Origin of the sequence: Pandoraea sp. 64-18 (assembly GCF_001899225.1) — a bacterium.
Lineage (GTDB): Bacteria > Pseudomonadota > Gammaproteobacteria > Burkholderiales > Burkholderiaceae > Pandoraea > Pandoraea cepalis.
In genome coordinates, this window is the sequence record NZ_MKVU01000022.1 from 181,383 (window position 1) to 202,160 (window position 20,778).

Annotated in this window: 18 protein-coding genes; 11 read left to right on the plus strand and 7 right to left on the minus strand. The window is 64.4% G+C overall.

The features are described from left to right. The first annotated feature begins 277 nt into the window (after positions 1–277). Both BGP02_RS21100 and BGP02_RS21105 read left to right on the plus strand, forming a co-directional pair. Positions 278–1,657 carry an MFS transporter gene (locus BGP02_RS21100; protein WP_286799192.1) on the plus strand — a complete coding sequence of 460 codons (1,380 nt, stop codon included), beginning with the start codon at positions 278–280 and terminating at the stop codon, positions 1,655–1,657. Positions 1,658–1,914: 257 nt separating this feature from the next. After that, on the plus strand, positions 1,915–2,340 hold the full coding sequence (locus BGP02_RS21105; protein WP_150562358.1) for a FapB/FapC family functional amyloid domain-containing protein: 426 nt from the start codon (positions 1,915–1,917) through the stop codon (positions 2,338–2,340). Between the two features lie 97 nt (positions 2,341–2,437). On the opposite strand, the gene BGP02_RS21110 is transcribed toward BGP02_RS21105, so the two are convergent. Continuing rightward, positions 2,438–3,316, minus strand: coding sequence for an IclR family transcriptional regulator (locus BGP02_RS21110; protein ID WP_268567237.1), 879 nt, complete (start codon positions 3,314–3,316; stop codon positions 2,438–2,440). Then, positions 3,313–4,134 carry an IclR family transcriptional regulator gene (locus BGP02_RS21115; RefSeq protein ID WP_157211401.1) on the minus strand — a complete coding sequence of 274 codons (822 nt, stop codon included), beginning with the start codon at positions 4,132–4,134 and terminating at the stop codon, positions 3,313–3,315. Before BGP02_RS21115 ends, BGP02_RS21110 begins: the two co-directional genes overlap by 4 nt. A 251-nt stretch (positions 4,135–4,385) precedes the next feature. On the opposite strand from BGP02_RS21115, the gene BGP02_RS21120 reads away from it, so the two are divergent. The 3 genes from BGP02_RS21120 (at position 4,386) to BGP02_RS21130 (ending at position 7,469) form a co-directional block, all read left to right on the plus strand. After that, positions 4,386–5,345, plus strand: coding sequence for an MBL fold metallo-hydrolase (locus tag BGP02_RS21120; RefSeq protein ID WP_150551663.1), 960 nt, complete (start codon positions 4,386–4,388; stop codon positions 5,343–5,345). Positions 5,346–5,431: 86 nt separating this feature from the next. Next, a complete protein-coding gene (locus BGP02_RS21125) occupies positions 5,432–7,168 on the plus strand; it encodes an FAD-dependent oxidoreductase (RefSeq protein WP_286799193.1) in 1,737 nt (578 codons plus the stop codon). A 67-nt stretch (positions 7,169–7,235) separates the two neighbouring features. Further along, the gene (locus tag BGP02_RS21130; RefSeq protein ID WP_150562356.1) at positions 7,236–7,469 is read left to right on the plus strand and encodes a DUF2783 domain-containing protein; all 234 of its coding nucleotides are present in this window, start codon (positions 7,236–7,238) and stop codon (positions 7,467–7,469) included. A gap of 82 nt (positions 7,470–7,551) precedes the next feature. Here the strand turns inward: BGP02_RS21130 and BGP02_RS21135 are convergent, their stop codons facing one another. After that, positions 7,552–8,352 carry an IclR family transcriptional regulator gene (locus tag BGP02_RS21135; RefSeq protein WP_017233075.1) on the minus strand — a complete coding sequence of 267 codons (801 nt, stop codon included), beginning with the start codon at positions 8,350–8,352 and terminating at the stop codon, positions 7,552–7,554. A 302-nt stretch (positions 8,353–8,654) separates the two neighbouring features. Here BGP02_RS21135 and BGP02_RS21140 point away from each other — a divergent pair, with 302 nt between their 5' ends. From BGP02_RS21140 to pcaF, 3 genes are all read left to right on the plus strand, one after another. Then, on the plus strand, positions 8,655–9,332 hold the full coding sequence (locus BGP02_RS21140; RefSeq protein WP_150562355.1) for a 3-oxoacid CoA-transferase subunit A: 678 nt from the start codon (positions 8,655–8,657) through the stop codon (positions 9,330–9,332). Positions 9,333–9,357: 25 nt separating this feature from the next. Further along, positions 9,358–10,008: a CoA transferase subunit B gene (locus BGP02_RS21145; protein ID WP_017233077.1), complete on the plus strand. Its 651-nt coding sequence runs from the start codon at positions 9,358–9,360 to the stop codon at positions 10,006–10,008. Positions 10,009–10,106: 98 nt separating this feature from the next. Beyond that, positions 10,107–11,309 (plus strand): 3-oxoadipyl-CoA thiolase, encoded by a 1,203-nt coding sequence (gene pcaF / locus BGP02_RS21150; protein WP_017233078.1) that lies wholly within the window; start codon positions 10,107–10,109, stop codon positions 11,307–11,309. A 155-nt stretch (positions 11,310–11,464) separates the two neighbouring features. Here pcaF and leuA read toward each other — a convergent pair whose 3' ends face one another. Together leuA and BGP02_RS21160 are read right to left on the minus strand one after the other, a co-directional pair. Next, the gene (gene leuA / locus BGP02_RS21155; RefSeq protein ID WP_017233079.1) at positions 11,465–13,177 is read right to left on the minus strand and encodes a 2-isopropylmalate synthase; all 1,713 of its coding nucleotides are present in this window, start codon (positions 13,175–13,177) and stop codon (positions 11,465–11,467) included. Positions 13,178–13,528: 351 nt separating this feature from the next. Next, positions 13,529–14,002, minus strand: a complete 474-nt coding sequence (locus tag BGP02_RS21160) for an Lrp/AsnC family transcriptional regulator (RefSeq protein ID WP_150551671.1) — start codon at positions 14,000–14,002, stop codon at positions 13,529–13,531. Between the two features lie 290 nt (positions 14,003–14,292). Between BGP02_RS21160 and hppD the strand changes: the two genes are divergently transcribed. The 3 genes from hppD to BGP02_RS21175 all read left to right on the plus strand — a co-directional run bounded on the left by hppD (position 14,293) and on the right by BGP02_RS21175 (position 18,337). Beyond that, positions 14,293–15,366: a 4-hydroxyphenylpyruvate dioxygenase gene (gene hppD, locus BGP02_RS21165; protein WP_261939249.1), complete on the plus strand. Its 1,074-nt coding sequence runs from the start codon at positions 14,293–14,295 to the stop codon at positions 15,364–15,366. Positions 15,367–15,531: 165 nt separating this feature from the next. After that, positions 15,532–16,920 carry an amino acid permease gene (locus tag BGP02_RS21170; RefSeq protein ID WP_286799194.1) on the plus strand — a complete coding sequence of 463 codons (1,389 nt, stop codon included), beginning with the start codon at positions 15,532–15,534 and terminating at the stop codon, positions 16,918–16,920. 217 nt (positions 16,921–17,137) lie between these two features. Then, a complete protein-coding gene (locus BGP02_RS21175; protein ID WP_017233082.1) occupies positions 17,138–18,337 on the plus strand; it encodes an amino acid aminotransferase in 1,200 nt (399 codons plus the stop codon). A gap of 117 nt (positions 18,338–18,454) precedes the next feature. On the opposite strand, the gene BGP02_RS21180 is transcribed toward BGP02_RS21175, so the two are convergent. Together BGP02_RS21180 and BGP02_RS21185 are read right to left on the minus strand one after the other, a co-directional pair. Further along, positions 18,455–19,345: an MBL fold metallo-hydrolase gene (locus BGP02_RS21180; protein ID WP_017233083.1), complete on the minus strand. Its 891-nt coding sequence runs from the start codon at positions 19,343–19,345 to the stop codon at positions 18,455–18,457. A gap of 57 nt (positions 19,346–19,402) precedes the next feature. Continuing rightward, positions 19,403–20,761, minus strand: a complete 1,359-nt coding sequence (locus tag BGP02_RS21185; RefSeq protein WP_268567233.1) for an MFS transporter — start codon at positions 20,759–20,761, stop codon at positions 19,403–19,405. Between the last annotated feature and the right edge of the window lie 17 nt (positions 20,762–20,778).

Below are 20,778 nucleotides of genomic sequence, written 5' to 3' on the forward strand. Positions count from 1 at the left end.
CCACCGCAATTAAACAGGCACTTACGCGCCTTGTTTCCTCCTGTAAAACCCTGAATCGGGCAAATTGTCCTTGCAGTGAATCGTCATTTCGCGTTTACTGCATGCACAATATTGCATAAATAGCTGCCCATCGAGGTGTGTTGAGGCAGTCGGCTTCCTCGGCAACGGTCCTCGGCCGCCCGGATGGGGCCCGGCCTGGTGCCGCTTGCGTCGGTCAAGACATCCCCAAGACTCTCCGCATTTCGACGGAGGGCGGATTCGTTATGGAGACACTCGCATGCGACCTATCGACGTACATGAGTTGGCCGACAACGCCCGCTTGAACGGCTATCACTACCGCATCCTGCTCTGGTGCGCGCTCATCATCATCTTCGACGGCTACGATCTCGCGGTCGCGGGCATTGCGCTGCCCTCGATCATGAAAGCGATGAACGTCGACGCCACCAGTGCCGGCTTCATGGTCAGCGCCGCCCTCTTCGGCATGATGTTCGGCGCCATTGCGATGGGCATGGTGGCCGACAGCATCGGCCGTCGCAAAGCTATCGCCATCTGTGTGCTGATGTTCTCGCTGTTCACCGCCATGGCCGGATTCACGCACGAGCCGATCAGCTTTTCCGTGACGCGCTTCTTCGCGGGCGTCGGCATCGGCGGCGTAATGCCGATCGTGGTCGCGCAAATGACGGAGTACGCGCCGCGTCGCCTGCGCGCCACGCTCGTCACGCTCATGTTCTCGGGCTATTCGGTGGGCGGCATGCTCGCGGCGCTGCTCGGCAAGGGGCTGATCGAAACGCACGGCTGGCAGTCCGTCTTTCTGGCGGCGGGTCTGCCCGCGCTGCTCGTGCCGTTCGCGATGAGGGCACTGCCGGAGTCGATGCCGTTCCTGATCCGCACTGGCCGTCTCGACGCGCTCAAGCAAGTGCTTGCCCGCCTCGCGCCGGATTATGTTGCGCAGCCGGGCGATCAGTTCGCGCTGGCCTCGGCGGATCGCAAGCAGGCTGCGCCGCTCTCGCGTCTGTTTCAGGACGGGAGAGGCGTGAGCACCGTCATGCTGTGGGTCGCGTTCTTCATGTGTCTGTTCATGGTGTATGCGCTCAGTTCGTGGCTCGCCAAACTCATGGCAAGCGCCGGTTATAGCCTCGGCTCGGCGCTCACGTTTGTGCTCGTGCTGAACTTTGGCGCGATGCTCGGCGCCATCGGCGGCGGCTGGCTCGCCGACCGTTTCAACATCAAGTACGTGCTCGTGGGCATGTATGCGCTGGCCGCCGTGTCCATCACGCTGCTCGGCGTGAAGGTACCGACGCCGGTGCTCTTCGTGCTGGTGGGGTTGGCCGGGGCGTCGACCATCGGCACGCAGATCGTCACCTACGCCTACGCGGGACAGTTCTATCCAATGGCCGCGCGCGGCACGGGCATCGGCTGGGCCTCCGGGGTGGGACGCAGCGGTGCCATTCTCGCGCCCATCGCGATCGGCATGCTGGTGAGCCTGTCGCTGCCTTTGCAGCAAAACTTTATGGCAATCGCCATTCCCGCCGTCATCGCGGTCGTCGCCGTGTTGTTGATCGACCACAAGAAATCGGCGTCGGTGCAGCAGCAAGCGGCAACGCAATCGCACGTCACGGCGGCGAAACTCGCGAACGGCGCGGGAGAACCGGCGTAATCTCGCGCGTCAAGGCACGCTCGGCCAACCATCACCGACGCAACGGCATGGCGACGCAATCGCGCGTCGCCATGCGAAAATGCGCGCCGCGGCGGTTATGGGAATGATCGCGGCTTTCAGTGACGCAACGCGCCGGTGTCGGGGCAATCCGTCAACGTCCGGCGCATCCGCGGCACATGAAAATTTCCTTCAACCCGAGCGCCTCAGGCGCCGATAACCAGATATCCGTCCCAACGGACTCTCTGGGGAAAATCAATATGCCGCGTATTGCTTTGCTGAGTGCCCTCGTGCTGACCGTCGCCCAGGCGCCGGCCTTCGCCGCCCCCCTCAACGACGCCACCGTCGTCAATCTCTCCACCCGACAAACCCTCGCCAGCGACGCCGTGTTTCGTGGCGGCCAGACCGCCACCCTCGGCACCGACGCGCTGCGCAACGCGCACGGCAGCTTCGGCGTCAACGTTGCCGCCGGCGCGCTCAACTTGCAGTCGAATCAGCTTGTGCTGGCGAACGCCTCGCGCGTTGCGGTCGATACCCGTCAGACGATCCGCAACACGACGATCCTGACCGGCGTGCCGAGCGCGTCGCTGGGTGACCGGGCCCTGATGGGCGCCTCGGGCAATCTCGGTGTGAACGTGGTGGCCGGCGTGGCCAACGCACAGGCCAACGCGTTGGCCATTCATTGACGACTCGCTGAACCTTCACCCGGCCGGATGACGTCTCGGCCGGGATCGGTCTGTACCGATACGGCTCCCGCCGCGCGACTGCGTCGACGCCGCGCGCTTACCCTACCGCGCCAACCGAACCATCCGCGCCGTCCGCCCGGCCCACCGCGCCAAAGCGCCACGACAGCCGGCGCGCCGCCGCCAGCAAGGCCTGCGCCGGCGATGCGTCCAGCGCCGTCTCGAAACTGCCCGCCGACCCCATCAACGCAAGCACCAGCGTGACTTCCCCCGTGTGATCGAACACCGGTACCGCCACCGTGTCGATTCCGGGCACGGGGTTGCTCTGCGCCGTATCGAATCGTTGTTCGCGAATCACCTTCAACCGCGCGGCAAAATCGGCTGGCGGCGTCGACGCGCGCCCTTCCGCGCCGAGGCCCGCCATGCGCACCGATTCCTGTGCGAGCATGCCGCCGAGTACCGCATCGGGCAGGAACGCCGCGAACGTGCGCCCCATGGCGGTGTTCACCAACGAGAGCACCGTGCCGATGCGCAAGCTCACGTGCTGCGGACGCATCGCCTCCTCAAGCCGAACCACCGTGGGGCCGACCGGCCCCAGCACGGCCATCGCGGCCGACAGCCCGGTGGCGTGAGCCAGCGCAAGAATCTCCGGCTCGGCTTCCCCCGTAGGCGAGAGACGCTGCAATGCCATCAAGCCAAGCTCAAGGCTGAGCGCCCCCGCCTCGAAATTGCCGTTCGCATCGCGCGAGAGCAAGCCGGCACGTTGCAGGCTCACCAGATGCGGATGCGCCTTTGCTGGCGCCATCCCCGCGTCGCGCGCCAGCGCGTTGAGCGGCAGCGGACGCCCCGCCGCCGCCAGCGCCTCGAGCAATGCCCCGGTGCTTTCCAGCGCCTGAATGCCGCGCTGCGGTTTCGCGGGCATCGATGCCACGTCGTCCGGCACCTCGCGCGTTTCCTTTCGGCTTGGCGTCGCGTTCATGCGCCCTCCTTGCCGTCTGCACCACGAGCATCGATTTGCGCGGCGATGTCGCTCGCCGTCGCGCGCAATGCATTCGCCGCCGCGCCGTCCCAGGCGACATCGAGTGCAGCCGTCGGCCCGATCGCGGTGAGCGCGAGACGCAGCCGCCCGCTCGCATCGAACACCGGAGCGCACAGGCTGCTCACCGACGGGCTCGGCGTATTCACGCTACGCGCCACACCGTGCGCGCGTGTCTCGTCGAGCAGCGCATCGAACCCTTCGCGCTCGCTCGGGGATGTCGGCATCTGCTCACGCCACGCCTGCGGCCATTGCGCCTGCGGGGTGAAGGCGCAAAACGCCCGCCCGGTCGACGTCGTCGTGAGCGACATGACCGATCCCACGTGCAGATTCACATGCAACGGAAACGCCGCACGCTCGAAATGCACGACGAGCGGGCCCTGCGGCGCACTCGTGCAGATCGCGACACAAAGCCCCGTCTCGCGTGCCAGCGCAACGACACGCGGCACCGCCGCGCGATACGCCGGGTCGTTCTCGAGATGCAGCAACGCGAGACGCAACGTCATCGGGCCCGGCGTGTAGTCGCCCGACATCGGGTCGCGCTTGAGCAAGCCGAGCCGCGTGAGGCTTACCAGATACGGATGCGCCTGCGCAGGCGGCAGCCCGGCGAGCGCGGCGAGATCGCCGGGCCCCAGCGCCCGGTGCGCCTGCGCCAGCGCCTGAAGCACGCGCGCCGCCACGTCCACGCTTTGCACGCCGCGCGAGGCACGCCCGGGTTGGCCGCTCGCGTCGGCCGTGCCGTCCATCGGAATTCGATTCATGCGATCAAGGGAGGCGGGCTCCCAAAGGAAAATGGCCTAGATTCTAAACAAGTCGACGCCCGCAATGGCATCGATCCCGATGTTCCTCGGGGTTAACCCAAGACGGGAACGTCATTCCATCGCTCACGAAGCAACATTAGCAAATAACGATACTATTTGTCATTGACAAATATTAAAGGCATTTCGTAAGATGGCTTCATCCACCCCATCAGTCGCATCATCCCCGCAGACGAGATAAGAGAGAGACAAGCATGGCCAAAGCATTCGCCTCGCAAGCCGACCTGGAAACCAAGAAGGTCACATTTACCCAATTGTCGGAAAACACCTGGGCCTACACGGCCGAGGGCGACCCGAACTCCGGCGTCATCATCGGCGACGACGGCGTGATGATCGTCGACACGACAGCCACGCCCGCCATGGCGCAGGATCTCATCGCGAAGATCCGCACAGTCACCGACAAGCCGATCAAGTATGTGGTGCTCTCGCACTATCACGCCGTGCGCGTGCTGGGTGCGTCGGCCTACTTCGCCGAAGGTGCGCAGCAGATCATCGCAAGCCGTGGCACGTACGAGATGATCGTCGAGCGCGGCGAAGCCGACATGAAGTCGGAGATCGAGCGCTTTCCGCGTCTGTTCGCCGGTGTCGAAACGGTGCCGGGTCTCACGTGGCCGACGCTCGTCTTCGAGAAGGAAATGACGCTCTTCCTCGGCAAGCTCGAAGTGAAGATCGCGCACCTCGGTTCGGGTCACACCAAGGGCGACACCGTGGTGTGGCTGCCGTCGCAAAAGGTGCTGTTCTCGGGCGATCTGGTCGAGTACGACGCCGCCTGCTACACCGGTGACGCGCAACTCGCCGAATGGCCGGCCACGCTCGACGCGCTGGCCGCGCTCGGCGCCGAAAAGCTCGTGCCGGGCCGGGGCCCTGCCCTGACCACGCCCGACGATGTCGCCAAGGGCCTGGCGTACACGAAGGACTTCGTGACAACGTTGTTCGAAGCGGGCAAGCAGGCCGTCGAACAGAAGCTCGATCTGAAGGGTGCGATGGCGCTTACGCGACGCGAGATGGATCCGAAGTTCGGTCATGTCTTTATCTATGAACACTGCCTGCCGTTCGATGTGACCCGCGCGTTCGACGAAGCGAGCGGCATCACGCATCCGCGCATCTGGACGGCGCAGCGCGACAAGGAAATGTGGACCGCCCTGCAGGACTGAGTTCGCGCCGAGCGCAACATCAAAAGTAAAAAGCGGAACCCGCCGGGGCACGTGCGCCGGTGCGGTGCCGACGATGGAGACATTGCATGAGCAGCATCGATTACCAGCGCCTGACGTTCGATTACCGGCCTTGCGCAGAACAGTCCGGCAACGCCGCAGGTGAGATCCACCCGGTCATCGTGGTCGGCGCGGGGCCGGTGGGACTGGCCGGCGCCATCGACCTTGCGCAGCAAGGCGTGCCCGTGATCGTGCTCGACGACGACTGCACGCTCTCGGCCGGCTCACGCGCCATCTGTTTCGCCAAGCGTACGCTCGATATCTTCGACCGTCTCGGCTGCGGCGAGCGCATGGTGCAAAAGGGCGTGCGCTGGAACGTCGGCCGCGTGTTCCTGCGCGATCAGGAGGTCTACAACTTCGATCTGCTGCCCGAAGCGGGACACCATCGCCCGGCGTTCATCAATCTTCAGCAGTACTACGTCGAAGGCTATCTCTACGAGCGCGCACGCGAACTGCCGAACATCGACATCCGTTGGAAGCACAAGGTCGTCGGACTCACCCAGCAGGGCACGCCCGGCACGCCTGAGGCGAGCGTCACGCTCACGGTCGAGACGCCCGACGGCGAGTATCAAACCAGCGCACGTTACGTCGTGGCCGCCGACGGATCGCGCAGCCCCGTGCGCAAGTTGATCGGTGTGGACACCCACGGACGCACATTCAAGGACCGCTTCCTGATCGCCGACGTGAAGATGACGGCAGACTTCCCGACCGAGCGCTGGTTCTGGTTCGATCCGCCGTTCCATCCGAATCAATCCGTGCTGCTGCATCGACAACCCGACAACGTGTGGCGCATCGATTTCCAATTGGGATGGGACGCCGACCCGGCCGTCGAGAAGACGCCCGAGCGCGTGATCCCGCGCGTGCAAGCCTTGCTCGGCCCGGACGCCAAATTCAGCCTGGAGTGGGTCAGCGTCTACACCTTCTCGTGCCTGCGCATGGACGACTTCCGTCACGGTCATGTGCTGTTCGCCGGAGACGCCGCGCATGGTGTGTCGCCGTTCGGCGCGCGCGGTGCGAACAGCGGCGTGCAGGATGCGGAGAACCTCGCGTGGAAACTGGCGCGGGTGCTCGCCGGTCAGGCGCCGGATACGCTGCTCGATACTTACGCCCGTGAGCGCGAATTCGCCGCCGACGAGAACATCCGCAACTCGACGCGTTCCACCGATTTCATCACGCCCAAGAGCCCCGTCTCGCGGGTCTTTCGCGATGCCGTGCTGATGCTCGCCCGCGATCACGCGTTTGCGCGTCAGTTGGTCAACAGCGGGCGGTTGTCCGTGCCCGCCGTGCTGAGCGAGTCGACATTGAATACGCCGGAGCGCGACACGTTTGCGGGACGCATGGTCCCGGGCACGGCCTGCGTCGACGCGCCGCTCGTCCGGCATGGGCAGGACGGCTGGCTGCTGCCTCGCCTGGGCGGGCGCTTCGTCGCGCTCGTATTCGGTGCGCCGGCGTCGCTCGATGCGGCATCGCTCGCAAGCCTCGATGCCCTCGCGAACGACAGCGTGCCCGTCGTGTCATTGTTCGTCACGCCGGATGCCGAAGCGGCGCAGGACGCGCGCGGCGAACCCCATAGCGTCTGGCACGACGCGCAAGGCCTGGCGGCCCAACGCTATGACGCCGCGCCGGGAACGGTGTATCTGATTCGTCCGGATCAACACGTGTGCGCGCGGTGGCGCAGCGTCGACGCGACGGCGATTGCCGCCGCGCGCGAGCGCGCCTTGGGACGTACCGCCCCGGAAGTCGCGCCGATGCAATGCGCGGCCTGACGTGCCTCGGGCCAACCGCATCGACCCACATCCCGATCCCATCGATCCCGCAGTAAGGAGCCCCTTCATGGCACTCGATACACAACCGCGTCTGACGCGTCCGGACGACTTCTACGAAGCCCTGATCGACATGCACCGAGATCTCGACGAGGCGCAAAGTCAGGCCGCCAACGCGCAACTGATCCTGCTGCTCGCCAACCAGATCGGCGATCACGACACGCTGCTTTCGGCGCTTCGGCTGGCGCGCGCTGGCGCACTGGGCACCGCGACGAGTGGTTCGACGGACGGTCCGCACGCGTGACACAAGCAAAAGCGGGGCGCCCGGCCATCGGGCGCCCCGCTTTGTTCGACGCGAGACCGCGCAAGCAACGCGCGGGCGTGCGTTACACCACCACCATCTGCGAAATCTTCTGCGCGGCCGCGAGCAGGGGCGCGAGGAATGTAGCTTCCATTTCCGCTGCCGACGTCCGGTTGGCCTGACCACTGACATTCATCGCCGCGATCACCTGCCCCGCGCGATTGCGAATTGGCGCAGCGATCGAAATCATCCCCTCTTCCAACTCCTGATCGACAATGGCCCACCCTTGGGCGCGCACGTCGAGAATGCGTTGACGCAACGTGTCGATATCCGTCACCGTGCGGCGCGTGTGCTGACGAATGTCCGCGCGACGCAAGGCGGCGTCGAGTTCGTCGTCGGGCAACGCCGAGAGCATGACGCGCCCCATCGAGGTACACCATGCCGGCAGACGGCTGCCGATCGACAGGTTGATCGACATCACCTTGCGCACCGGCACGCGCAGGACATAGACGATGTCGTCGCCATCGAGCACCGAGGCGGAACTGCTCTCATGCACTTGCTGCACCAGCGCCTCCATGAACGGCTCGGCCAGATTCCACAGCGGCATCGACGTCAGATACGAGAAGCCGAGGTCGAGAATACGCGGCGTGAGCCGAAACAGGCGCCCCTCACTTCGCACGTAGCCCAGCGCTTCGAGCGTGAGCAGAATGCGTCGCGCCCCCGCACGGGTGAGGCCCGACGCCTGTGCGACTTCCGAGAGCGTCTGCGCCGGACGCGTCGCGTTGAACACCTTGACCACGGCCAACCCGCGCGCAAACGACTGCACATAGGAGTCACCCGGTTTCTTGTCGGTGGGGTCGGTAGCGTCGTTGGGCACGGGTGTCATGGAAAAGGCGGATGGCGAAAGGCAATGGAACGGCAAGCGTAATGGATTTGTGTCGCCGGTTCCACCGCACGACACACGCCACCGCGTCGCCTGCGCCAGACCGGCGTTCCCCCCCTCGGGCCGACCCTCGCTTGACGGCCGACAAGAGAAGGCTTACGCTGTTCTTATAGCGAATATATGTTCGCTATAAGAACATTGTGAACCAGACGATGCCGCCTGACAAGTCGCCGTCGCCGGGAGACACTCAACAAGGGTCACGGGCGCGAGTCCGCCAGCCCGATGGAACTGCCCAGGAGGCACGTGTGATCAACAAGATTTACGATTCGCTCGCCAGCGCGGTGGCCGACGTTCACGACGGCGCGACGATCATGATTGGCGGCTTCGGCAATGCCGGGATGCCCTCGGCGCTCATCGACGCCCTGATTGAGCAAGGCTCGCGCGAACTGACCATCGTCAACAACAATGCCGGCAACGGCGAGACTGGCCTCGCCGCCCTGCTGGGTGCCGGGCGCGTGCGCAAGATTATCTGCTCGTTCCCGCGCCAGACCGACTCGCAGGTGTTCGACGCGCTCTACCGCGCGGGCAAGATCGAGCTGGAACTCGTGCCGCAGGGCAATCTGGCCGAGCGTATTCGCGCCGCGGGCGCCGGCATCGGCGGCTTCTTCACGCCGACCGGCTACGGCACGCTGCTCGCCGAGGGCAAGGAAACGCGCGTCATCGACGGCAAGCCGTACGTGTTCGAACTGCCGATCCACGCCGACTTCGCGCTCATCAAGGCGCTCAAAGGCGACCGCTGGGGCAACCTCGTGTATCGCAAGACCGCGCGCAACTTCGGCCCGATCATGGCCACGGCGGCCAAGTGCGCCATCGTTCAGGTGAATGAAGTCGTCGAGCTTGGCGAGCTCGATCCGGAAGCCGTGGTGACGCCCGGCATCTTCGTTCAACGCGTTGTCGCGGTGCCTGGCGCCGCACGCGCCTGATCCCCATCTGATTTCGGAGCACGACATGAACCGACTGACCCGCGACCAGATGGCCGCCCGCGTCGCCCAGGACATTCCCGACGGCGCCTACGTGAACCTCGGCATCGGCTTGCCGACCGCTGTTGCCAATCACTTGCCTGCCGAGCGAGAGATCATTCTCCAGAGCGAAAACGGCGTGATCGGCATGGGCCCGGCCCCCGCCAAGGGCGAAGAGGACGAAGACCTTATCAACGCCGGCAAGCAACCCGTCACGCTCAAGCCGGGCGGCGCCTACTTCCACCATGCCGATTCGTTCGCGATGATGCGCGGCGGCCACCTCGACTTCTGCGTGCTCGGCGCGTTCCAGGTCTCGAAGACGGGCGACCTCGCCAACTGGCACACCGGCGCTCCCGACGCCATTCCAGCCGTCGGCGGTGCGATGGATCTCGCCAGCGGCGCCAAGCAGGTGTTCGTGATGATGGAACACCAGACCAAGCAGGGCGATAGCAAGATCGTCGAGCAGTGCACTTATCCGCTCACCGGCGTGGGTTGCGTCACGCGCATCTACACCGATCTGGCGGTGATCGATGTCGCCCCCGAGGGCCTGCGCGTCGTCGAGATGGTCGACGGCCTCACGCTCGACGAACTCCAGCGTGTGACCGGCGTGACGCTGCTGCCCTCGCCGGCCGTTGCCTGACGCGACACCCCCATCGCCGGGACATCGCCTGATGTGACCCGGCGTTTTTTCATCTGCGAGACTCCCTGCGCGAGTTTCGATTCGGCTGAGGTAGACCCATGAGTGAAGTCTTTATCTGCGACGCGATTCGCACCCCGATCGGCCGCTACGGCGGCGCGCTGTCCTCCGTGCGTGCCGACGACCTCGGCGCCATTCCGCTCAAGGCGCTCATGGCGCGCAACGGCGGCGTCGACTGGACGCAGGTCGACGACGTGATCTTCGGCTGCGCCAACCAGGCCGGGGAAGACAACCGCAACGTGGCGCGCATGTCGTCGCTGCTGGCCGGCCTGCCGCAAGACGTGCCGGGCGCCACGCTCAACCGCCTGTGTGGTTCGGGCATGGACGCCATCGGCACCGCCGCGCGCGCCATCAAGGCGGGCGAAGCCGGTCTGATGATCGCCGGCGGCGTGGAGAGCATGAGCCGTGCGCCGTTCGTGATGGGCAAGGCGGCGAGCGCGTTTTCGCGTCAGGCGGAGATTTACGATACGACCATCGGCTGGCGTTTCGTCAATCCGCTGATGAAGGCACAGTACGGTGTAGATTCGATGCCCGAGACGGGCGAGAACGTCGCGACCGAGTTCGGCATCAGCCGTGAAGATCAGGATCGCTTTGCGGTGCGTTCGCAGGAAAAGGCCGCACGCGCCCAGGCCGATGGCACGCTGGCCCAGGAAATCACGCCGGTGTCCATCGCCCAGAAGAAGGGCGAGGCGATCGTGGTGGATCGCGACGAACATCCGCGTGCAACGAGCATGGAAGCGCTCGCCAGACTCAAGGGCGTGGTACGCCCGGATGGCACCGTGACCGCCGGCAACGCTTCTGGCGTCAACGACGGCGCCTGCGCACTGCTGTTGGCAGACGAGGCGAGTGCGGCGCGCTTTGGCCTGACGCCGCGTGCCCGCGTTCTGGGCATGGCGACGGCAGGGGTGGCACCGCGCATCATGGGCATCGGTCCGGCTCCCGCAACGAAAAAACTGCTCGCTCGGCTCGGTATGTCGATCGATCAGTTCGATGTGATCGAACTCAACGAAGCGTTTGCGAGCCAGGGCCTGGCCGTGCTGCGTCAGCTCGGCGTGGCCGACGATGACCTGCGCGTCAATCCGAACGGCGGCGCCATTGCGCTGGGCCATCCGCTCGGCATGAGCGGCGCACGTCTGGTGACGACGGCGATGTATCAGCTCCAGCGTACGGGTGGTCGCTTTGCGCTGTGTACGATGTGCATTGGGGTCGGCCAAGGCATCGCTATCGCCATCGAAGCGGTGTAATCCCACCACACCGCCTGGGTTTCAGGGCCGGGCGTGCGTGCGGGACTCGGTAAGTCCCGCCACGCCTCGCCCGGGTCCCGTCGGCATGATCGATGCCGGTCGGGACGCGTCTGCCCTCAATCTCCTTCCGTCCTTCCTCAGGTTCCCCTGACCGTTCAGACAGCCTTGGCGACGTCGCGCATGACGGCGTCGAAGAACGTTGTCTGCGCGTCCGCTTCGCTGCGGGCATACGCGCGGTTGATGCCGCTGATCACTGCCCGAATCGATGCGGTCGTCAGATTCGCATCGATGCCCACGCCGAAAGCACTGCCCACGATGGCGTCGCCGGCCATCTCCGCGATGGCGATCGCGCGGGCGTCGGCCCCTTGCGTGAGCGCGCGCTCCTCGTAGTGCTGAACGCGCACAGGCGTACGCATGGCGTGCATCAGGGCGTCCAGCGGTCCGTTACCGGTGCCCGAGACGGTCGTGCGCTGACCGTGAATGTCGACCGTCACGGCGATATGCTGGCGGCCGTCCCGCTCGGACAGCGTGTGACCGACGTACGCGACCGGCTCGCTCGACGCCACGTATTCCTTCTGGAACAGTTGCCAGATCTGCGACGCGGTGACTTCGGCCCCCGTCTCGTCGGTGTAACGCTGTACGGCCGAGCTGAAATCGACCTGCAGGCGACGCGGCATCTGCACGCCATACGACTGCTCGAGCAGATAGGCGATGCCGCCCTTGCCCGACTGGCTGTTCACGCGAATGATCGAGTCGTACGTGCGGCCGAGATCGCTCGGGTCGATGGGCAGGTACGGCACTTCCCAGACGGCGTCCGGTTTTTGCGCGGCCAGGCCCTTCTTGATGGCGTCCTGATGCGAACCGGAGAATGCGGTGAACACCAGGTCGCCGACATACGGATGACGCGGATGCACGGGCAACTGCGTGCATTCCTCCGACGTGCGGGCGATCTCGTTGATGTTCGAGAAATCGAGGCCCGGATCCACGCCCTGCGTGTACAGGTTCAAACCGAGGGTGACGAGGTCGACGTTGCCGGTGCGTTCGCCGTTGCCGAAGAGGCAACCTTCGATGCGGTCGGCACCGGCCATCACGGCCAGCTCGGCCGCGGCCACGGCCGTGCCGCGATCGTTGTGCGGGTGGACCGAGAGAATCAGCGAATCGCGGCGCGCGAGGTGACGGTGCATCCACTCGATCTGGTCGGCGTAGTGGTTCGGCGTGCCGATCTCCACCGTGGCCGGCAGGTTGACGATGCACTTGCGCTGCGGCGTGGGTTGCCACACGTCGAACACCGCGTCGCACACGTCCTTGGCGAACTCGAGTTCGGTGCCGGTGAACGTCTCTGGGCTGTATTGCAGCGTCCATTGCGTGTCCGGCGCGGCGTCGGCACAGCGTTTGATCGTCTTGGCCGCAGCCACGGCAAGCGCCTTCACACCGGGCTGATCGAGGTTGAAGACGATGCGGCGGAATTCGGGCGCGGTCGCGTTGTAGAGGTGGACGATGGCGCGCGGTACGCCCTTGAGGGCGGCGAAGGTGCGCTCGATGAGGTCGTCACGGGCCTGCGTGAGGACTTCGATGGTGACGTCGTCGGGAATGTGACCGCCTTCGATCAGTTCGCGCACGAAGTTGAAATCGGTATCGGACGCCGACGGGAACGCCACTTCGATTTCCTTGAAGCCAATGGCGACGAGCGTCTTGAACATGCGCATCTTGCGCTGGGCATCCATCGGCTCGAACAAGGCCTGGTTGCCGTCTCGCAGATCGGTGCTCATCCAGATCGGGGCACGCGTGATGGTGCGGCTCGGCCATTGTCGGTCGGGGATATTGACCGGGGTGAACGGGCGGTACTTCGTGGCGGGGTGCTTCAACATGGCGTAGTCTCAAGGGTCGGCAAAAGTGGCAACCGGACGACGCATGAACGCAGATAAGCTACGACCGCCGGTTGGAGGAACCGGGGCTCAGATCGGCGTAACTGGGGAAAATCAGCGGTGCTTCAGAGAAGTCTTCAGACGATGCACGCGCGCAGCAACGGACCAAGCCCGGTGGAGCGGGCTAGTAGTCGTAGCGAGAGGGAGAATTGCGCGGTGATCATGGCCCTCATGAAATCACAGAGTTTCGGACGCTGTCAACCATGATGTGTTGTCTCATGACATTTCCCTCGTGGGCCGGCACGCACCGGCGCGGTCGTCGTCGACCCGCGGCCCCGGGGATCGGGCGCCTCGTCAGGGCGTGAGCGGCACGGCCGAGGTGCACTTGATCTCGTCGAGACAAACGCTCGACTTGACGGCACTCACCCCGGGAATCCGCATCAGTGTATCGAGCAGAAACTCGGACAGCGCCTTCAGATCACGGGCCACGACCTTGAGCACGTAGTCGATATCCCCCGTCACGGAAAAGCACTCTTGAATCTGTGCCAGCTCCGCCACCAATCCCTTGAAATTCGACAGGTCGCGGATATGACCGCGCTCCATCGTCACGTGGACAAAGGCGACCACGCCAAAGCCGAGCCGCTGCGCGTCGAGCCGTGTGTCGTAGCCCTTGATCACCCCCATCTCCTCGAGCCGCCGGTGACGCCGCAACGTCTGAGCAGGCGACAGCTTGATCGCCTCGGCCAGCTCAAGATTCGAAATTCGCCCGTGCGACTGCAATACCCCCAGCAACCGGACGTCGATTCGATCGATCTCGATGTCATGCACTTTTATCTCTCCTCAGGCACATATCACGAAATATTAGTGCAAAAACTAGGGTTTCCCTAACACCGTTACGAAATCCTATTTTGCGGTGCCCCCCTTACACTGAGCGCGGTAAAACGTCGCACGTGCGTGCCACCTTCCCACTATTTCAGGGATTACGGCGAGCGGAACGGGCCCGCCGGTTTATCCCAACCCGACGGTCGACAAAGCGCAATTTTGTTGCACTTTCCGCCGTCACCCGGCGTTCGACGAATCTGACACCTTATCCATCACCTGACCCAGCCGAGACGATCATGGCCGACCTGTTTGACAACCCGATGCAACTGATGGGCTTCGAATTCGTGGAATTCGCGTCGCCTACCCCGAATGTCCTCGAACCCATTTTCGAGCAGATGGGCTTCACGCTGGTGGCGCGTCACCGTTCGAAGGACGTAGTGCTGTACCGCCAGGGCGACATCAACTTCATCGTGAACCGCGAGCCGAACAGCGAAGCGGCCTACTTCGCCGCCGAGCACGGCCCGAGCGCCTGCGGCATGGCATTCCGCGTGAAAGACTCGCACAAGGCCTACGCCCGTGCACTGGCGCTCGGTGCGCAGCCGGTAGAGATCGAGACCGGCCCGATGGAGCTGCGTCTGCCCGCGATCAAGGGCATCGGCGGTGCGCCGCTGTATCTGATCGATCGCTTCGAGGAAGGCAAGTCGATCTATGACATCGACTTCGAATTCATCGAGGGCGTCGACCGTCATCCGGTCGGCCACGGCCTGCGTCTGATCGACCACCTGACGCACAACGTTTATCGCGGCCGCATGGCCTATTGGGCGAGCTTCTACGAGAAGCTGTTCAACTTCCGCGAGATCCGCTACTTCGACATCTCAGGCGAATACACGGGCCTGACATCCAAGGCCATGACCGCGCCCGATGGTAAAATTCGCATCCCCCTGAACGAGGAATCCGCCAAGGGCAGCGGCCAGATCGAGGAATTCCTGATGGCCTTCAACGGCGAAGGCATTCAGCACATTGCGTTCCTCACCGACAACCTGCTTCAGGTGATCGACAACTTGCAAATGGCCGGCGTCGAGCTCATGACCGCGCCGAACGACTTCTACTACGATGCGCTCGAGACCCGTCTGCCCGGCCATGGCCAGCCGATCGGCGAACTGAAGTCGCGCGGCATTCTGCTCGACGGCACGACCGAAGGCGGCAAGCCGCGCCTGCTGTTGCAGATCTTCTCGAAGACGCTGCTCGGCCCGGTGTTCTTCGAGTTCATCCAGCGCGAGGGTGACGACGGCTTCGGCGAAGGCAACTTCAAGGCGCTGTTCGAATCGCTCGAGCGCGATCAGATCGAGCGAGGTACGCTCAAGGTCTGAGTCCGGGGGAGACACGATCGTCGGCACAGGCCGACGATCCCAAAGGACACGGCGACGGCGTCATAAGCGCTGCGCCGTGGCGGCTCAACGGTTCCGGTTCGTACGCACACAGAACGAAACAGAGAAGCGCGCCGCATGGCAACGAAGGTAGGGTAAGGAACAGACATGTCCGCCAACGCACCACAAGAAGGCTCGCTCCACCGCGGCCTGAAGAATCGTCACATCCAATTGATCGCGCTGGGTGGCGCGATCGGCACCGGCCTCTTTCTCGGCATCGCCCAAACCATCAAGACCGCCGGCCCGTCAGTGCTGCTGGGCTATGCCATTGCCGGCGTCATCGCGTTTTTCATCATGCGCCAGCTCGGCGAAATGGTCGTCGACGAGCCGGTCGCCGGCTCGTTCAGCTACTTCGCCAACAAGTATTGCGGGCATTTCGCGGGCTTCGTGTCCGGCTGGAACTACTGGGTGCTTTACGTGTTGGTGTCGATGGCCGAACTCTCGGCCGTGGGCATCTACGTCCAGTACTGGTGGCCGGCCATTCCCACGTGGGTCTCGGCCCTCGTGTGCTTTGGCGTCATCAACGCCATCAATCTCTCCAGCGTGAAGTCGTACGGCGAGATGGAATTCTGGTTCTCCATCATCAAGGTCGCCGCCATCGTCGGCATGATCGGGTTCGGCGGCTATCTGCTGGTCTCCGGCAACGCCGGCCCTGAAGCCAGCGTGACCAACCTGTGGCGACACGGCGGTTTCTTCCCGAACGGCGTATCGGGCCTCGTCATGGCGATGGCCGTCATCATGTTCTCCTTCGGGGGACTGGAACTGGTCGGCATCACGGCGGCGGAAGCGGACAACCCGTCGCACACGATTCCGCGCGCGACCAACCAGGTCATCTACCGCATTCTGATTTTCTACGTTGGCGCGCTCGGCGTGCTGCTCTCGCTGTACCCGTGGGAGAAGGTGGTATCCGGCGGCAGCCCGTTCGTGCTGATCTTCCACGCACTGAACAGCAATGCCGTGGCCAACGTGCTCAACGCGGTGGTATTGACCGCGGCACTATCGGTCTACAACAGCTGCGTGTACTGCAACAGCCGCATGCTCTACGGTCTGGCCGGTCAAGGCAATGCGCCGCGTGCGCTGCTCAAGGTCAACCGTCGTGGCATTCCGCTGCTGGCGCTGGGCGTCTCGGCCGCCGCGACCGCCGTGTGCGTGGTGATCAATTACTTCATGCCCGGCAAGGCGTTCGAACTGTTGATGGGGCTGGTCGTGTCGGCCCTGATCATCAACTGGGCGATGATCAGTGTGATCCACTTGGTCTTCCGTCGTGCCAAGGCGCGCGCGGGCGAGACAACGCTGTTCAAGAGCCTCGGCTACCCGCTCACGAACTACCTGTGCCTGGCGTTCCTCGGCGGCATTCTGGTCGTGATGTACCTGATTCCGGACCTGCGCATTTCGGTCTACCTGATCCCGGTGTGGCTGGTGGCGCTCGGCATCGGCTATCGGGTGCGTCAGAAAACAAACCGCGTAGCCCCGATTCAGGCCAGGGCGGCACGCTGAGGTCCCCCCGCTCAATGCCGACGGCCACCGGCGGCAGCGGGTCGCAACGCGTCGCGGTCTCGCCTCGGGGACCAACCACCCGGGGCGTACCCAGCGATACCTCACTAGCGGTATCATCAACTGTTTGGCGCCGTCGGGGCCGCCGGAGCCGCACCGACGGTCCGGTGGCCCCCAGCCCGCATTCCACCGACTTTCTCTCGTTTTTCCAGGAACCGCCATGTTCGAACATATCGATGCCTATCCCGGTGACCCGATCCTCTCGCTCAACGAGAATTTCGCCAAGGATCCCCGTACCAACAAGGTCAACCTGAGCATCGGCATCTACTACGACGACGATGGCCGCCTTCCGGTCATGCAGGCTGTGCGAGAAGCCGAAGCGCAGTTGCTCGGCGAAGTCGGTCCGAAGCCGTACCTGCCGATGGCGGGGCTCGCCACCTATCGCGACGCCGTGCAAGCGCTCGTGTTCGGCGACGACTCGCCGGCACGCGCCGACGGTCGCATCGCTACGGTGCAGACGCTCGGCGGCTCGGGCGCGCTCAAGGTGGGCGCCGATTTCATCAAGCGCTACTTCCCCGGCGCGCAGGTCTGGGTGAGCGATCCCACGTGGGACAACCATCGCTTCATCTTCGAGCGTGCCGGTTTCACCGTGAATACGTATCCGTATTACGACGAAGCCACCGGCGGCCTGCGTTTCGACGCGATGGTCGACGCCATCGACAAGCTGCCTGCGCGTAGCGTGGTGCTGTTGCACGCGTGCTGTCACAACCCGACCGGCGTCGATCTGAACGACGCGCAGTGGGTGCAGCTGATCGACGTGCTCAAGAAGCGCGAGTTGTTGCCCTTCGTCGATATGGCGTATCAAGGCTTCGGCTCGGGTCTGGACGCCGACGCGTTCGTGATTCGCGAACTGGCCCGTCAGGGCGTGCCGGCCTTCGTCGCCAACTCGTTCTCGAAGAACTTCTCGTTGTATGGCGAGCGTTGCGGCGGCTTGTCGGTCATCTGCGAGTCGGCGGAAGCGGCGGATCGCGTGCTCGGTCAGCTCACGAGCGCGGTGCGTTCGAACTACAGCAACCCGCCGACGCACGGCGCGAAGATCGTGGCCAAGGTGTTGAGCACGCCGGCACTGCGCAAGTCGTGGGAAGCCGAACTCATGGCCATGTGCCAGCGCATTACGCGCATGCGCGGCGCGATTCACGACGGCCTTCGTGGACACGTCCCCGAGACGATGCTCTCGCGCTACCTCGAGCAGCGCGGCATGTTCACGTACACGGGGCTGTCGGCGACGCAGGTCGATGTGCTGCGTGACACTTACGGCGTCTATCTGATCCGCTCGGGCCGCATGTGCGTGGCGGGCCTCAACGAGAAGAACGTGGCGGTGGTGGCCGACAGCATTGCCAAGGTGCTGAGCCACGGCTGAGCGTCGCTCGATACCGGAAGCTCCACGAAAAGGGACGGCGCGTGCCGTCCCTTTTTCATTCCAACGCGGCGTGCTTGACGCGCCGCGCCGCACCGCAAGCTTTTCCGCCGTCTTTCGTCATCCGCGTTCCGTGGCGAGGTACCGCCACGACAGCCCTACCCCATCGCGCACGACCTTGCCCGCCGAGCCCTCGGGAAAGTGGGCTGGGAACACCGTGGTTCCGGCGTCGAGCGCCAGATCGAGCAGCCCGCGGCGAGACTCGCCGGCCTGAACCGGATCGAGACAGAACGCCGAACACCACTCGGGACGATAGACCTGCACGGGGCTGTGCATGACATCGCCGGAAAACAACGCGGTCTCCCCGCGAGACGCGATCGAGATGGCCATGTGCCCTGCGCTGTGGCCCGGCGTCGGCAGAAAGCGAATGCCGTCGAGCACCTGCTCACCGGCGTCGGGCACCTCATGCACAAGACCGGCGTCGAGCAGCGGCAACACGCTGTCCTCGAACACCATTCGGCGTGCGGCACCCGGGCCGGTGTCAAAGAACTCGCGCTCGCGCCGGGCGAAGACATACGTGGCGTTGGGAAAGACCGGCACCCAGCGCTCTCCTTCGCGAAAGGTGTTCCAGCCAACGTGATCGACGTGGAGGTGTGTATTGAACACGTAGTCGACCCGTTGGCGATCAAACCCCGCGGCGCTCAAGCGCTCCAGCACCGGGTTGGACAAGCGGTCGAACAACGGACTGAAGGCGCGCATCTTGTCATTGCCGATGCCGGTGTCGACGACGATCGTCAAGCCGGCGAACTCCACGATCCAGAGATGCGTTTGCAATGCGACGCGTCCATTCGAGTGATCGAACGAGGCCGGCGAGAGCCTTGTCGCGAGATCGGCCCCGGCCTCGGCTTCCCAATCGGGGAACAGTCGCGGCGCGGACAACGCAAACGCGGTCTCGAAGATGCCCGTGATTCGGGCGGATCCCACATGAAAGACGGGTACAGACGGCGTCATGTTCGAACTCCAGGACGTTATCCAGAAGAATAAGCTGCGTATGCAGTGACCGGCGCATCACTCGCTACCGGATGCCAATGCCACCGCGGCGCGGCGCGTGGCAAGCGCATAGCAAAGGAAGCTGGCAATCGCCGCGACCGTCCCCACCAGCGCAAGCGCCGTGCCCAGACTACTTGCCGTTCTTCCAAGGTGCTCGTTGATCGCGCCAACCGCAAACGGCCCCACACTGCCGCTGATGGCATTCGTCATGAAGACGAGCAGCGCGATCGCCCGACCACGCATCCGGTTCGGCAGCGCGATCTGAAGCGGAACAGGCGCGAGCGCCATGGCGATGCTGGCGGCGAACGCGCATACACCATACAGCACCACTGCCGCCAGACTATGGCTCATCAGCGGCATCGCAAACGCGGCAGGAATCAGAATGGCCGCGCCGCCCGTGGACAGCCCCAGTACCCGGCGCAGCGCACTGCGATCGGTCGCACGCGCGGCGAGCAGGCCCGCACACACCACACCGAGCACGCCCCCCAGCATGTACGCGGGCGCCGCAAGTTCGCCGACCGTCCGGGCGTCGAGCTGAAACGTGCGCATGAGTAGCGCCGGAAACCAGGCGGCATGGGCGTAAAAAAGTGTGATCAGCGCCACATACGCCGCGAAGTACGGCAGGCAGAAGCGATTCCTGACGAAGAGTTCTCGCATCACCTCCCGCATCGACGGCAGGTCGTCCTCGTCGGCGGCGCCGGCACCTCCGAGACCGCGACGCGCCGGCTCACGCACCGTGAACAACACCAGGGCGCTGAGCAGGAAACCTGGCAGACCGACGGCAACGAAAACGGACTGCCACGGCATCAGCCCATGGGTCGCCAGCCAGGCGCTCGCGGTGTGATCGCTGCTCAGGGTGAACAGAAAGCCGCCACCGAACAATGCCAGCCCGCCACCGACATACGGCCCCAACATGAAGATGCTGCTGGCGCGAGTGACCTTTCGCGGCGCGAAGAGATCGCTGAAGATCGACAGCACGGCAGGGCTGAGTGCCGCTTCCGCCACGGCCGTCCCGGCGCGCGCGAACAACAGTTCCGTGAAGTTGGTCGCAAACCCGCACAGCACGGTCGATGCCCCCCAGATGGCCACACAGGCCGCGATCAGCTTCACGCGATTGGCGCGGTCGACCCAGCGGGCCACGAAAACCCCCGCCGTGGCATAGCACATGGTGAAGGATATCCCTTGCATCAGACCGATCTGCACGTCGGTGAGCCCAAGCGTTTGCTTGATCGGCTGCACGAGAATGCTGACAACCTGACGGTCGAGATAAGAAAACGCAAAGCAAACGAAAAACAGCAGCACCACGTAACCGTAATAGCCGGCACGTTCGTGTTGCTCATCTGCCGGCGTGGCAATGATGGCGGGTTGAGCGCTCATGAGAATGTCCTGTTTGA